The sequence below is a fragment of the Paraburkholderia sartisoli genome (assembly GCF_900107685.1).
Lineage (GTDB): Bacteria > Pseudomonadota > Gammaproteobacteria > Burkholderiales > Burkholderiaceae > Paraburkholderia > Paraburkholderia sartisoli.
In genome coordinates this window covers 216,890-230,203 of record NZ_FNRQ01000004.1, presented here as the reverse complement: position 1 = coordinate 230,203, position 13,314 = coordinate 216,890, and the positions used below count along the sequence as shown (strand labels likewise).

General features: G+C 62.9%; 14 protein-coding genes. 10 read left to right on the top strand and 4 right to left on the bottom strand.

Annotated elements, in window-relative coordinates; translation table 11 throughout:
* Positions 1 to 311: 311 nt before the first annotated feature.
* The 3 genes from gudD to BLV45_RS14890 all read right to left on the bottom strand — a co-directional run bounded on the left by gudD (position 312) and on the right by BLV45_RS14890 (position 4,281).
* Entirely contained in the window at positions 312 to 1,667 is a 1,356-nt protein-coding gene (gudD, locus tag BLV45_RS14900) for a glucarate dehydratase (protein WP_090534688.1), read from the bottom strand.
* Positions 1,668 to 1,745: 78 nt separating this feature from the next.
* Positions 1,746 to 3,077 (bottom strand): MFS transporter, encoded by a 1,332-nt coding sequence (locus BLV45_RS14895; protein WP_090534296.1) that lies wholly within the window; start codon positions 3,075 to 3,077, stop codon positions 1,746 to 1,748.
* Between the two features lie 448 nt (positions 3,078 to 3,525).
* The gene (locus BLV45_RS14890) at positions 3,526 to 4,281 is read right to left on the bottom strand and encodes a FadR/GntR family transcriptional regulator (protein ID WP_090534295.1); all 756 of its coding nucleotides are present in this window, start codon (positions 4,279 to 4,281) and stop codon (positions 3,526 to 3,528) included.
* 255 nt (positions 4,282 to 4,536) lie between these two features.
* Between BLV45_RS14890 and BLV45_RS14885 the strand changes: the two genes are divergently transcribed.
* From BLV45_RS14885 to BLV45_RS14850, 8 genes are all read left to right on the top strand, one after another.
* Complete coding sequence (locus BLV45_RS14885; RefSeq protein WP_090534294.1) at positions 4,537 to 5,244, top strand: FadR/GntR family transcriptional regulator; 708 nt, start codon at positions 4,537 to 4,539, stop codon at positions 5,242 to 5,244.
* A gap of 62 nt (positions 5,245 to 5,306) precedes the next feature.
* Entirely contained in the window at positions 5,307 to 5,849 is a 543-nt protein-coding gene (locus BLV45_RS14880) for a helix-turn-helix transcriptional regulator (RefSeq protein ID WP_090534292.1), read from the top strand.
* Complete coding sequence (locus BLV45_RS14875; protein ID WP_090534291.1) at positions 5,846 to 6,262, top strand: VOC family protein; 417 nt, start codon at positions 5,846 to 5,848, stop codon at positions 6,260 to 6,262. The genes BLV45_RS14880 and BLV45_RS14875 overlap by 4 nt, the downstream gene beginning before the upstream one ends.
* A complete protein-coding gene (locus BLV45_RS14870) occupies positions 6,259 to 6,516 on the top strand; it encodes a hypothetical protein (protein WP_090534289.1) in 258 nt (85 codons plus the stop codon). Before BLV45_RS14875 ends, BLV45_RS14870 begins: the two co-directional genes overlap by 4 nt.
* 170 nt (positions 6,517 to 6,686) lie before the next feature.
* Complete coding sequence (locus BLV45_RS14865; protein WP_090534287.1) at positions 6,687 to 7,439, top strand: SDR family NAD(P)-dependent oxidoreductase; 753 nt, start codon at positions 6,687 to 6,689, stop codon at positions 7,437 to 7,439.
* A gap of 87 nt (positions 7,440 to 7,526) precedes the next feature.
* Positions 7,527 to 8,849, top strand: coding sequence for an MFS transporter (locus tag BLV45_RS14860; protein ID WP_090534285.1), 1,323 nt, complete (start codon positions 7,527 to 7,529; stop codon positions 8,847 to 8,849).
* Positions 8,850 to 8,915: 66 nt separating this feature from the next.
* Positions 8,916 to 10,094, top strand: coding sequence for an L-rhamnonate dehydratase (rhmD, locus tag BLV45_RS14855; RefSeq protein WP_090534283.1), 1,179 nt, complete (start codon positions 8,916 to 8,918; stop codon positions 10,092 to 10,094).
* Positions 10,095 to 10,143: 49 nt separating this feature from the next.
* Entirely contained in the window at positions 10,144 to 10,926 is a 783-nt protein-coding gene (locus BLV45_RS14850) for an SDR family NAD(P)-dependent oxidoreductase (RefSeq protein WP_090534281.1), read from the top strand.
* 3 nt (positions 10,927 to 10,929) lie between these two features.
* Here BLV45_RS14850 and BLV45_RS14845 read toward each other — a convergent pair whose 3' ends face one another.
* A complete protein-coding gene (locus BLV45_RS14845) occupies positions 10,930 to 11,907 on the bottom strand; it encodes a LysR family transcriptional regulator (protein WP_090534279.1) in 978 nt (325 codons plus the stop codon).
* A 130-nt stretch (positions 11,908 to 12,037) separates the two neighbouring features.
* On the opposite strand from BLV45_RS14845, the gene BLV45_RS14840 reads away from it, so the two are divergent.
* Together BLV45_RS14840 and BLV45_RS14835 are read left to right on the top strand one after the other, a co-directional pair.
* Positions 12,038 to 12,352, top strand: coding sequence for an L-rhamnose mutarotase (locus BLV45_RS14840; protein WP_090534277.1), 315 nt, complete (start codon positions 12,038 to 12,040; stop codon positions 12,350 to 12,352).
* 36 nt (positions 12,353 to 12,388) lie between these two features.
* Complete coding sequence (locus BLV45_RS14835) at positions 12,389 to 13,282, top strand: amidohydrolase family protein (protein WP_090534275.1); 894 nt, start codon at positions 12,389 to 12,391, stop codon at positions 13,280 to 13,282.
* Positions 13,283 to 13,314 lie beyond the last annotated feature (32 nt).

Here is a 13,314-nt window from a genome sequence, read left to right as displayed (position 1 = left end):
ACCCCAGATACATTTATTTGAAGGTGCTTCATCCATGTACTGCATGTGCTGCTACGTCTACAACCACTACGTGAAAAACGGTCAACGGTACGGTTCAACGCAACGCGGAGGGGACCGCGTCGATGGTGCAATGATTCGCCCCATGAAAACAAGTGTAGGCGCGAGGACATCGATTCAATCCATCGAAACGAAGCGGATTCCGCGGGCAATTTGATGAATTGCCGGACATCGCGCGAGGCGTTGCCCGGCTGTTCTTCCGCGCGCACCAACTGCTGGCGGCGCGTGATCCGGTTCCCGCTGCCAGGTGAGTGTCAGGCCCCGCGCACGAGGCAGGGCCGCTTGTTGTCGAACTTCCAGTTCGGGATCAGATATTGCATCGCGACGCCGTCATCGCGGGCGCCGAGGCCATGCTGTTGATACAGCGCGTGGGCTTTGTCGAGCGCATCCATATCGAGTTCGACGCCGAGGCCCGCCTTTTCCGGCACCTTCACCTTGCCGCCGACAATCTGCAGCGGCTCGCGCGTCAGGGACTGCCCGTCCTGCCAGATCCAGTGCGTGTCGATGGCGGTGATCTTGCCGGGCGCGGCCGCCGCGACCTGCGTGAACATCGCGAGCGAAATGTCGAAGTGGTTGTTCGAATGCGAACCCCAGGTCAGGCCCCACTCGTTGCACATCTGCGCGACACGCACCGAGCCCTGCATCGTCCAGAAGTGCGGATCGGCGAGCGGAATGTCGACGGATTGCAGCTGGATCGCGTGACCCATCTGGCGCCAGTCCGTGGCGATCATGTTGGTGGCGGTCGGCAGACCGGTTGCACGACGGAATTCAGCCATCACCTCGCGGCCCGAGTAGCCGTTCTCCGCGCCGCACGGATCTTCCGCATAGGCGAGCACGTCGTGCTTGTCGCGGCACAGGCGGATCGCCTCCGCCAGCGACCACGCGCCGTTCGGATCAAGCGTCACGCGGGCGTTCGGAAAGCGCTCCGCGAGAGCGGTCACCGCTTCGATTTCGGCGTCGCCGGCAAGCACGCCGCCTTTCAGCTTGAAGTCGTTAAAGCCATAGCGCGCCTGGGCGGCTTCGGCGAGACGCACCACGGCTTCGGGCGTCATCGCTTCCTCGGTGCGCACGCGCTCCCAGTCGTCGCGGCCTTCCGCGCCGCTTGCATACGGCAGGTCGGTTTTTTTGCGGTCGCCGACATAGAACAGATATCCGAGCATTTCGACTTCGTCGCGTTGCTGGCCTTCGCCCAGCAGCGCGGCGACCGGCACGCCCAGATGTTGTCCGAGCAGGTCGAGCAGCGCGGCTTCGAGCGCCGTTACCGCGTGAATGGTCGTGCGCAGGTCGAACGTCTGCAGCCCGCGTCCCCCCGCGTCGCGGTCGGCGAACTGCGTGCGCACCTTGTTGAGCACGGCCTGAAGATTGCCGATCGACTGGCCGACGACCAGCCCGCGTGCGTCGTCGATGGTCTTGCGGATGCTCTCGCCGCCGGGCACCTCACCCACGCCGGTATTGCCGGCGCTGTCGCGCAGGATCACCACGTTACGCGTGAAGAACGGACCATGCGCGCCGCTCAGGTTCAGCAGCATGCTGTCGCGGCCGGCGACTGGCACGACGCGCAGTTCGATGACCGTTGGCGTGGCGTTCGATTGCAGGGTAGGAGTGGACATGAGCATTGAACCTTGTATGTTTGAGACCCCGGCTGGCGTGAGTCGATTTGCTTTGGGTTGAACATCCGCCGGGGGCGGTCAGTGAGCCTTGCTTTGGGCGGCCTCTACCAGCGGGTCGCGATTCACGAGACGGCTGCGGGTAAAAAAGCCGGCTGCCGCCGCGATGAGCGATGCCACGCCCAGCGCATACAGGCCACCGGAAATCGAGCCGGTGTGCTGCTGGAGGTAACCAAACGCGGCAGGTGCAAAGAACCCTCCAAGATTTCCGACGGAGTTGATGAGCGCGATCACCGCAGCCGCCACACGGGCATCGAGATAGCCCTGGGGAATCGGCCAGAAGAGCGACGAGGCGGCCTTGAACCCGATGGCGGAAAAGCAGATGGCGACAAACGACAGGACCGGATTTCCCGACGTCGAGGCGAACAGTCCGCATGCGGCGATCACGAGCGCGACGGCAAGCCAGGCCTGCTGATGGCGCCACTTTGCAGAAAGTACCGCAAAACAGTACATCGCGACCATCGCAATCAGCCAGGGGATGGAGTTGAGAAGACCCACCTGGAAGTCCGAGAGGCCGCCCATCTTTCTGATGATCGTCGGAAGCCAGAAGGTGGCGGCGTAAATCGTGAGTTGAATCGCGAAGTACAGGAAGCAGAACAGCAGGATCTGTGGATCTTTCAGCAGCTTGATCGTCGGCAGGCGCGCGGCGCCCTGGGCGTCGCGCGCGGCCTGCTCGGCGGCGATGGACGACGTGAGCGCCCGTTGCTCCTCAGCCGTGAGCCACGTGGCGTCGCTGATGCGGGACTTCAGCAGCAGCCAGCTCGCGCCGCACAGCACGACCGAAAAGCCGCCCTCGATGAGAAACATCCACTGCCAGCCGTGAAGCCCGGCACCCTTGATCGAAAGCAGGGCGCCGCTGATCGGGCCGGAAAGCACGGAGGCGAGCGCCGACCCTGAGAGGAAAACCGCGATGGCCTTGCCGCGCTCTTTTTGCGGCAGCCATTGCGTGAAGTAGTAAACGACGCCAGGGAAGAACCCGGCCTCGGCGACGCCCAGCAGGAATCGCAGCACATAGAACGACGTGTCGTTGCGCACGAACACCATCGATGCGGCCACGATGCCCCACGTGCCCATGATGCGCGTGAGCCAGGCGCGTGCGCCGTACTTCTGCATCAACACATTCGACGGCACCTCGAAGAGCGCATAGCCGATGAAGAAGAGGCCGCTGCCGAATCCGTAGGCGGCGGCGCCGAGGCCCAGGTCCGTCTGCAGATGGGTGTTCACGAAACCGATGTTGACGCGGTCGATGTAGTTCGCGATAAACATCACGAGAAAGAGCGGCAGCACATGCCGCTTGACCTTGGAGACCGCTGAATCGAGCGGGCCGGTCGCGGTGGTGAGAGTAGAGGTCAAGATGTCTCCAGTATTGGCCAGCGTGTTGGCCTGGTCGAAAACAACGCGGCGCCGGCGGGACTGTGGGTGATCGTCCGTAAGCGTGTTTGTTGTATGTTGTCGGACGACAGTCTACTCTTCCGGGATGACGTTTTCCAACGCAGTGTTTACCCTGATTTATGGCGCTGAATGCCTTTAATACAGGATTTTCTGGATTTCATGGATGGCGATTCAGGGCCGGGTGATGGTTCGTGATCTGATGACCGATGTTGAATTTTTTTACAAAAAACCGTGATGCCGCGATGGCCCGGCGGGTGCGCAGGCCGCCGTTACCGGCGATTGACCCGGAAGCGGGGCGTGTTGCGGTTCGTTTGAACAGGAACGGCGAGGGCGAGCGGCGCAACCGCGGCTGCGGCCACGCGTAAAAAAAGCGGCCGTCGGCCGCTTTTCTGCTGGATTGCCAGATGCCTCAGGCAAGGCCTTCAGCATTCTCTTCGGGCGTCTGGCTTGCGCGGCGCAGGCGTTCGCGACTGCCCGACAGATGCATCCGCATCGCGGCGCGCGCGCCTTCCGGGTCGCGTCGGGTGATCGCGTCGAGGATGCTTTCGTGTTCGATGTTCACACGTGCCATGTACGCGGCCGGATCGCTGTGCGCGATACCCGGCGAATCGATACGGTGACGCGGAATCAGCGCCGCGCCCATTTGCGTGAGGATGTCGACGAAATACCGGTTGCCTGTCGCGCGCGCCACCGAGATGTGGAACCGCAAATCCGCGGCCGTGCTGTCGCCGCCCGTGCGGCCCGTTTCTTCGAGGGCGGTGCGGATGTTCGCGATGTCCTGCTCTGTCGCGCGCTGCGCGGCGAGACCCGCGCATTCCGTTTCGAGGCTGATGCGCAGTTCCAGCACCGACAAAAGATCGGCCAGCGTCGTCGCGGGGACCACGTCGAGGCCGAGCGGCTGGTGACGCGGTTCTAGCACGAAGCTGCCGATGCCGTGCCGCGTCTCGATCACGGCGCTTGCCTGAAGGCGCGAAATGGCTTCACGCACAACCGTACGGCTGACGCCGAGCAGGGACATCAAGGCGGTTTCGGTCGGCAACTGGTCGCCCGGCTTCAGCGCGTGCGACGCAACCTGTTCCCTGACGTAGTTCACCACCAGATCCGCAAGGCTGCCGCGCACGCGTTGGGGTGCCGGGGGTGGGGGCGGAATTGGGGACACTGCCATGCAAACACTCCTGATAGATGCGCTGTCGTTTTCGCTATTATGTTTTGATTATACGTTGTCCGACAACGATGCCAATATGTGATTCTGGCAGGGCCGACGCCGAAGCGGTTGCAGCTCTCAATGGGGGGTGAATTGCGCCTGGGGCATCGTCATTGCGCCGCGCTGGCGCTATGATGGCAGGGCGCCGAGACGTCAGATGACATCTTTCGCCCGGCCGACACCCGTCTTTCCTGTTGATTACCCAGCAAACCATCGATGAGCAGCCTGACTGAAAAGGTAGTGGCCACCCTCTCCGAGGAGATCCGTCGCGGCGCCCTGAGGCCCGGCGACAGGATTCCCACCGAGGTGGAAATGATGAAGCAGCTCTCCGTGAGCCGGTCCGTGGTGCGCGAGGCGATCTCGCGGCTGCAGGCGGCCCATGTGGTCGAGACACGCCACGGCATCGGCACGTTCGTGCGCGAGCCGGAGAAGGAAGAGCAGATGCGCATTCCGGTGGCGGATCTTTCGAGCATGCTCGACGTGATGGCCATCATCGAGTTCCGGATCGACGTCGAGGCGGCTGCGGCTGCGCTGGCGGCGGCCCGGCGCACGGCGCAGCATCTGCAGCAGATTCGCAGCGCGCTTGATCGCTTCGGCTCCGAGCTGGAACGTGGCAGCACCGACGTGCTCGCGCACGACATCGAATTTCATTTGCAGATCGCGCGGGCAAGCGGGAATCGCTACTTCTTCGACGTGCTGAGCCAGCTGGGCCGCGCGGTGAGTCCGCGCACACGGCTCGGGTCCGCGGAGATCGCCGAACTGGATCACATCGAGCATCTGCGCAACGTGCTGAACGAGCACGAGCAGATCTATCGCGCGATCGAGCGCCAGGATGCCGACGACGCGCGTGCCGCGATGCGGATGCATCTGAGCAACAGCCGCGAACGTCTGCGCCGCGCGCATGCCGTGGGCGCGGCGGCCTGATTGTCGTCGCGGGTACAGTGTTGAGCCTGAACTAACCGTATCCCGCCAGCCCTCAGGAAATCATGCCCCCTCGCGAAGATCATCATGCCAGGCCGCCTTGCCCGTCCCCTGTCCCGGTCGGCGCGGACGCGTTGCAAGCCCCGGCTTTACTGCGCCGCCTGCTACGGGCCAAAGACCGCATGGACGCCGCCTCGCATGAGGCCTGGCCCGTCAGGCGTCTGGCCGAGATCAGCGGCGTCTCGGAAGCCCATTTCGCGCACTCCTTCAAGCGGGCCTTCGGCGTTCCGCCGCACCGCTACCTGCTGACACGGCGCATCGAGCAGGCCACCACCCTGCTGCGCGACACCCAGCTCAGCATCACGGAAATTGCCTTTGCTACCGGCTGGGAGAGCCTGGGCACCTTCGGCCGCATCTTCCGCGACATCACGGGCCAAAGCCCCAGCGCGATGCGTGTCGAACTCCAGGCCAGCATGCCTCAGATCGACCGCGTACCCGCCTGCATTCTGAAGGCCGCGCAGCGTCCCGATCTCACCATCGCAGTTTTGGAGAAGCGCCGCCGCGTGGCCGGAGATACATTCCGTCCACCAACCACGGAGGCGCAATGAATCAAGGTATCAATGTAGTGGGCGTGTACGTCGACAACCAGGACGAAGCGCTCGCTTTCTACGTCGACAAGCTCGGGTTTCGTGTACACACGGATGTGCGCAACGGTCTCTACCGCTGGCTCACGGTGCAACATCCGGATCAGCCCTCGTTCCAGCTTGGTCTCTTCGCACCCGGCCCGCCCATTCACGACGAGGCCACGGCGCAAACGCTGCGCGCCATGGTCGCCAAGGGGGCCATGCCACCTCTCGTCCTTTCCGTGACTGACTGTCGCGCCAGCTACGCGCAGCTGAAAGCCCGCGGCGTGGAATTCACCCAGGAGCCGGTTGACCGCTTCGGCAGCGTCGATGCCGGCTTTCGCGATCCCGCCGGCAACGGCTGGAAGATGATCCAGGCCGCGGGGAGCGCGACATGAACGCCGGTAGCTGGATTCGCCAGTTTCACCGCTGGGTATCCGTCATCTTCACGCTGACGGTTATCGCCAACTTCGTTGCCATGGCCCTGGGAAATCACCCGCCGCCGCCCTGGGTCACCTACGCGCCGCTGCTGCCGCTGGCCCTCCTGCTGCTCACGGGGCTCTACCTGTTTGTGCTGCCGTACTTCAGCGGCAACCTCACCCGTCATGGTCCGTGGCGCTCTGCTGGCGACCAGAAAACGCCACTTGCATGAGGAACGCCCAGGGCTTTCGATTCATCGCACGATGAACCATGTCGCTGCTACGCTCACCCGCAGCCTCAATCCGTTTTTGTTATCACCGCATCCAATAGTCGAATTGTTGCGCTATCGCCCTGCCCGTATATTGGCGACATAAACAGTCAAGCCAATTGCAGGAGACAGCAATGAACCGTATCGATCTGGACAACCGCGTCGTCGTCATCACCGGTGGGGCGCGCGGTATCGGCTACGCGGTGGCGCAGCGGGCGCTGCAGTCGGGCGCATCCGTCGCCCTCTGGGACGTCGATGCCGATCGTCTCGTGCGCAGCCAGCGCGAACTGGCCGAACACGGCAAGGTCACCGCCGAAGTCGTCGAGCTGACCAGCGAAGCATCCGTTGCGCAGGCAACCACCCGAACCGTCGAGCAGCACGGTGCGATTCATGTGCTGATCAACTGCGCGGGCATCACGGGCGGCAACGGCAAAACGTGGGAACTCGAGCCCGACGTATGGCGGCGCGTGATCGACGTGAACCTGATCGGCCCCTATCTGACCAGCCGTGCCGTGGTTCCGCAGATGCTGAAGCAGGGGTACGGGCGCATCGTCAATATTGCATCGGTCGCGGGCAAGGAGGGCAACCCGAACGCGTCGCACTACAGCGCTTCGAAGGCCGGCCTTATCGGGCTCACGAAGTCGCTCGGCAAGGAACTCGCCACCAGCAATATTCTCGTCAACGCGGTCACGCCCGCTGCGGCAAAAACCGAAATCTTCGATTCGATGGCGCAGGAACACATCGACTACATGCTCTCGAAGATTCCGATGAACCGCTTTTTACTGCCCGAAGAAGCGGCATCGCTGATTCTCTGGCTGTCTTCCGAAGACTGCGCGTTCAGCACAGGCTCGGTGTTCGATCTGTCCGGTGGTCGCGCGACGTACTGATGCGCGTCTGAACCCGTCGGACACGAACACCGGAACACGCCAGTGCCAGTCAAGCCGGCCACGAAGCTGGACGAATCAGGAGACGCGATGAACACGACTTCCTCGACCGGGGCAGTCATCGGCAAGGTCATGTGGCGGCTCTTGCCGTTCCTGCTGCTGATGTACGTGCTGGCCTTTCTCGATCGCGCGAACATCGGCTTCGCACAAAAGGCGTTGCAGCACGACACAGGACTTTCCGATGCCGCGTTTGCGTTTGGCGCCGGCGTGTTCTTCGTGGGCTATGCGCTTTTTGAAGTGCCGAGCAATCTCTTGCTGCATCGCGTCGGCGCGCGCCTGTGGATGTGCCGCATCATGGTCACGTGGGGCATCGTCTCCGCGGGCATGTCGATGGTACACACGCCATTTGCGTTCTATACGTTGCGCTTCCTGCTTGGCGTCGCCGAGGCGGGTTTCTTTCCCGGCATCATCTATTACCTCACGCACTGGTTTCCTCAATCGGCGCGCGCGCGTGCGGTTGGCGTGTTCTATTTTGGCGCGCCGCTTGCGTTTATTTTCGGTAGTCCGCTGTCGGGCCTGCTGCTCGACCTGCATGGCGCGTTCGGTCTCGCGGGCTGGCAGTGGCTCTTTCTGATCGAAGGCGTTCTCGCCTCGGCGGTCGGCGTGTGGGCGTTCTGGTATCTCGACAACCGTCCCGCGGAAGCCACGTGGCTCGACGACCGGCAGCGCAGCCTGCTCGCGGCGGCGCTCGATGAAGACGCTCGCGAAGCCGCCGCGCATGGCCCGCACAGCGTGCTTGCCGCGCTGTGCGATCGCCGTGTGCTGGCGCTTTCGTTTATCTATCTGCTGATCCAGACCAGCGTGTACGGCGTGATTTTCTATCTGCCGCAACAGGTCGCAGCGTTGCTCGGCACGAAAGTGGGGCTGCGCGTCGGGCTCGTGATGGCGTTGCCCTGGCTCTGTGCGGTCGCGGTCACGTGGTATGTGCCGCGCCGCGCGGACCGCACCGGCGGGCATCGCCGCTGGGCTGTGCTGCTGCTGGTGGTGGCGGGTTGCGGCATCGGTCTGTCCGGGTTGCTGCATAGCCCGGTGCTTGCGCTCGTTGCACTGTGCTGCGCCGCAAGCGGCTTTATCGCCGCGCAGCCGCTTTTCTGGACCTTTCCGACGCGCTATCTGACAGGCGCGGCCGCCGCGGGCGGCATCGCGCTGATCAATTCGCTTGGCAGCATCGGCGGCTTTATCGCGCCGACCCTGCGCACGCAGGCCGATCTGGCGTTTCCGTCGACACAGGCAGGGCTCATCGTGCTCGGCGCGGCGAGCGTACTCGCGGCGCTTCTGATCGCGACGCTCTTTCGCCACGGAAAAGACAGTTCGACGTCGCTCTTTCAGCACCCGGTTCATCACTCCCGCTAACGCAGGCCGGCACGCATCGACGCGCCAGGCGGCACTTCAGATACGGACACTACGGAGCCCATCCTCATGGCCATGCCCACCATCCGGCACGTGCGTGCCTTCATCGTTCGCGGCGGCGGCGCCGATTATCACGATCAGCCTGACGGCCACTGGATCGACGATCACATCTCGACGCCGATGGCGCGTTACCCGGAATACCGGCAGAGCCGCCAGTCGTTCGGGATCAACGTGCTGGGCACGCTCGTCGTCGAAATCGAGGCAAGTGATGGCACGGTCGGATTTGCGGTAACGACGGGCGGCGAGATCGGCGCGTTCATCGTCGAAAAGCATCTCGCGCGCTTCCTGGAAGGGCAACGCGTGACCGACATCGAGAAGATGTGGGACCAGATGTATTTCGCCACGCTCTATTACGGGCGCAAAGGCGTCGTGCTGAACACGATTTCCGGCGTCGATCTCGCGTTGTGGGATCTGCTTGCCAAGGTGCGCAAGGAACCGGTGTACCAGTTACTGGGCGGACCGGTGCGCGACGAACTCGTGTTCTACGCGACGGGCGCGCGTCCCGACCTCGCGAAGCAGATGGGCTTTATCGGTGGAAAGATGCCGTTGCAGCACGGTCCCGCGGAAGGCGAAGAAGGGCTCAAGAAGAACATCGCAAAGCTGGCCGACATGCGTTCGAAAGTGGGCGACGATTTCTGGCTGATGTTCGATTGCTGGATGAGCCTCGACGTGCCCTATGCGACACGTCTCGCGCAGGCTGCGCATGAACACGGTCTGAAATGGCTCGAAGAATGTTTGCCGCCGGATGACTACTGGGGTTACGCTGAACTGCGCCGCAACGTGCCACGCGGCATGATGGTGTCGACCGGTGAGCACGAGGCGACGCGCTGGGGTTTTCGCATGCTGCTCGAGATGGAATGTTGCGACCTGATCCAGCCGGACGTAGGCTGGTGTGGCGGCATGACGGAACTGGTCAAGATCTCGGCGCTTGCCGATGCGCACAACGTGATGGTCGTGCCGCACGGTTCATCGGTGTACAGCTATCACTTTGTCGTGACGCGCCATAACTCGCCGTTTGCGGAATTCCTGATGATGGCGCCGAAAGCGGATCAGGTCGTGCCCATGTTTACGCCATTGCTGCTGGACGAACCGGTGCCCGTGAACGGCCGCATGAAAGTACCTGAAACGCCGGGCTTTGGCGTGCGCCTGAACCCTGAATGCGCGCTCGCGCGGCCTTATACGCACTGACGGCATTGAACGCGTCGATCGCTTATAGCCAGAAAGTGGAGGTAAAGAAGTGCTGCTCAAGGACAAGGTAGTGATCGTCACAGGCGGTTCGCGTGGCATTGGCCGTGCGATTGCCGTTGCGTGCGCAACTGAAGGCGCCGATGTGGCGATCAACTTCTGGGGCGACAACGACGCGTCGTATGGACGCCGTTCGGCGGTCGAAGAGGTGGTCGGCGAAATCGGGGCGCTGGGGCGTCGCGTGATCGCGGTCGAGGGCAACGTCGCGCTGGCTGAAACCGGCACGGAACTCGTGCGCCGCACCGTCGATGCGTTCGGCAAGGTCGACGTGCTCGCGAGCAACGCAGGCATCTGTCCGTTCCACGCGTTTCTCGACATGCCCGCAGCGGTGCTCGAAGCGACTGTCGGCGTGAACCTGAACGGCGCGTTCTATGTCACGCAGGCAGCGGCGCGGCAAATGAAAGAGCAGGGCACGGGCGGCGCGATCGTGGCGACGAGTTCGATCAGCGCGCTGGTAGGCGGCGGCATGCAGACGCATTACACGCCGACAAAGGCGGGTGTGCATTCGTTGATGCAGTCATGTGCGATCGCATTGGGACCTTACGGTATCCGCTGCAATTCGGTGATGCCGGGCACGATCGCCACCGATCTGAACGCGGAAGATCTCGCCGACGAAACCAAGAAGGCGTACTTCGAAAAACGCATTCCGCTTGGCAGGCTGGGGCGACCGGAAGATGTCGCGGATTGCGTCGTTTTTCTTGCTTCCGATCGCGCCCGTTATGTGACAGGCGCCGCGTTGCTCGTGGACGGTGGCCTTTTCGTCAACCTGCAGTGAGTATCAATGCGCGGGTTGCGGTGCGGCTTCAACGTCCTCACGCGCAAGCGAACTTGAAACGCCGCGCAGCAGATCGACAAAATGCTCCGCCGGCTCGGCAAGCGGTTCGCCTTTGCGAGTGAGAATGCCGAAGCCCGGCAGGCTTTTGCCGATTTCCGCGGGCAGCGCGACGAGCAGCTTGCCGCGCACGTGATCGCGCACGACGGACTCCGGCAGCATCGCAACGGCGTTGTAGTTTCCGAGGAGCTGGAGCGTCGCGAAGATCGACGCGCATTCGGTCAGGTTCACGGGTGTCGCGAGCCCGGCGCGCGCGAGCTCTTCTTCAAAGAGCACGCGGGCAGGGCTCGAAACCGGTTGTGCGACCCAGGGCCAGTCGATCAGTTCGCGAAGCGTGATCGATTGACAGCCGGCAAGCGGATGCGCGCTGCGAACGACGAGCAGCAGCGGCTCGCGGGCGAGCATTTCGAAGTTGAAGTCGTTGTGTTGCAAGGGGCTCGTCAGCCGTCCAAGCGCAAGATCGATTTCGCGGCGATGCAGCAACTGCACGACCTGGTCGCTGGTTTCGCCGAGTATGCGTATGTTGAGCAGCGGTCGTTCGGTCTTGAGCGCGGAGACGGCCATCGCAAGCAGGTCGGGCGCCGCACCCATGATCGCGCCGACGGTCAGCTGGCCGTGGCCGCCTCTGCGCTTGACGTCGAGGTCTTCGGCGAAGCGGGTGAGTTCCGCGAGTGCGCGGCGCGCGTAGGCCAGCGTGACGACACCGAGCGGCGTCGGTTGCATGCCGCGGGCGTTGCGCTCGAAGAGCAGGAAGCCGAACGCTTCCTCGATGTCGCCAAGCATGCGGCTCGCGCTCGGCTGCGCGACGTTGATGGCTTCGGCGGCCTGATGGACGTTGCGCGCGTCGTCGAGCGCAACGAGAAGCGCAAGGTGCTTGAACTTGAGCCTGTTGACGAGGGCGACCGTGGCAGCGTTATGGTTCATGGACCTGTGCGATTCGGTTTCAGTATCGCCCAATCCCAACTTCGGATTGAGATGCTATCGACGCCGGAATTATAGTCGTTCCAGACGCTTCGCCCGAGAAAGCGCGGAACACAAATGGAGACGCGAGGGAATGGAGACAGTGGCTTTCCGGATGATGCTCAACCCCGGCATGCGCGAAGAATGCGAACGCCGGCACCGGGAGATCTGGCCGGCGCTCGTTGACGCACTGCACAACGCAGGCGTGCGCGATTACCGGATCTTCCTCGATGAAGAAACGCACCATCTGTTCGCCATACTCAGTCGTCCCGCCGGTCACACGATGGACCAGCTGCCTGCACTTGAGATCATGCGCAAATGGTGGGATCACATGGCAGACATCATGCAGACGGCGCCCGATCACACGCCGTTGCAGCAATCGCTCGTGCCGGTGTTTCATCTTCCCTGAACGATCTTTAAACCTTCAACGGGCGGAGGGTGTCCCATGCAAGTGGTCGACCCGCACATTCATCTGTGGGACCTGAAAACGCATCATTACCCGTGGCTTGCCAACCCGGGCGTGTCGTTTGTCGGCGACGCACGTGAGCTGAAACACGATTATCTGGTCGAGGACCTGCACGCGGATGCGCGCGATATCGAAGTGCTAAAGGTCGTGCATGTCGAGGCGAATCACGATCCGGCCGATCCGGTCGAAGAGACGCGCTGGCTGCAGGCGGTTGCCGATGCAGGCGGCTCACGCGGCATGCCGCAGGGCATTGTCGCGGCGGTGGACCTGGGCGCGCCGAACGCCGCGCAGGTACTCGAAGGCCACGCGGCGTTCGCGAACACCCGTGGCGTGCGGCAGATTCTCAACGTTCATGCGAATCCGCTCTATGACTATATCGGCCGGCATCTGATGCGTGACCCGCTCTGGCGCGAGAATTTTTCGCTGCTGCGACGCCACGGCATGTCGTTCGACCTGCAGCTCTACCCGTCGCAGATGACGGAAGCCGCGGCGCTCGCGCAAGCCCATCCGGGCACGCAGTTCATCGTCAATCATGCGGGCATGTTCGTGGACCGCAGCAGTGTCGAGGGTTTTCGTGCGTGGCGCGACGGCATGCGTCATCTCGCCACGTGCGAGAACGTCGCGGTCAAGATCAGCGGTCTTGCGATGTTCGATCATCGCTGGACGGTGGAAAGCCTGCGTCCTTACGTGCTCGAAACGATCGATGCGTTCGGGACTGCGCGCGCGATGTTCGCATCCAACTTCCCGGTCGACCGGCTATTCGGCTCTTATACGGATTTGTGGAACGCGTATGCCGCGATCGTGGAAGGCGCCAGCATGGAGGAGAAAGACGCGCTCTTCAGGCGTAACGCCGAACGCGTCTATCGTATCTAGCGCGATTGCCTGGCCTGAATTACCGCGACGCC

Coding starts and splice junctions, on each gene's coding strand:
- gudD (WP_090534688.1), bottom strand. CDS start 1,667: ATGTCCACTCCTACCCTGCAATCGAACGCCACGCCAACGGTCATCGAA.
- BLV45_RS14870 (WP_090534289.1), top strand. CDS start 6,259: ATGAACGCCGGTAGCTGGATTCGCCAGTTTCACCGCTGGGTATCCGTC.
- BLV45_RS14860 (WP_090534285.1), top strand. CDS start 7,527: ATGAACACGACTTCCTCGACCGGGGCAGTCATCGGCAAGGTCATGTGG.
- rhmD (WP_090534283.1), top strand. CDS start 8,916: ATGGCCATGCCCACCATCCGGCACGTGCGTGCCTTCATCGTTCGCGGC.
- BLV45_RS14890 (WP_090534295.1), bottom strand. CDS start 4,281: ATGGCAGTGTCCCCAATTCCGCCCCCACCCCCGGCACCCCAACGCGTG.
- BLV45_RS14875 (WP_090534291.1), top strand. CDS start 5,846: ATGAATCAAGGTATCAATGTAGTGGGCGTGTACGTCGACAACCAGGAC.
- BLV45_RS14840 (WP_090534277.1), top strand. CDS start 12,038: ATGGAGACAGTGGCTTTCCGGATGATGCTCAACCCCGGCATGCGCGAA.
- BLV45_RS14845 (WP_090534279.1), bottom strand. CDS start 11,907: ATGAACCATAACGCTGCCACGGTCGCCCTCGTCAACAGGCTCAAGTTC.
- BLV45_RS14865 (WP_090534287.1), top strand. CDS start 6,687: ATGAACCGTATCGATCTGGACAACCGCGTCGTCGTCATCACCGGTGGG.
- BLV45_RS14880 (WP_090534292.1), top strand. CDS start 5,307: ATGCCCCCTCGCGAAGATCATCATGCCAGGCCGCCTTGCCCGTCCCCT.
- BLV45_RS14885 (WP_090534294.1), top strand. CDS start 4,537: ATGAGCAGCCTGACTGAAAAGGTAGTGGCCACCCTCTCCGAGGAGATC.
- BLV45_RS14835 (WP_090534275.1), top strand. CDS start 12,389: ATGCAAGTGGTCGACCCGCACATTCATCTGTGGGACCTGAAAACGCAT.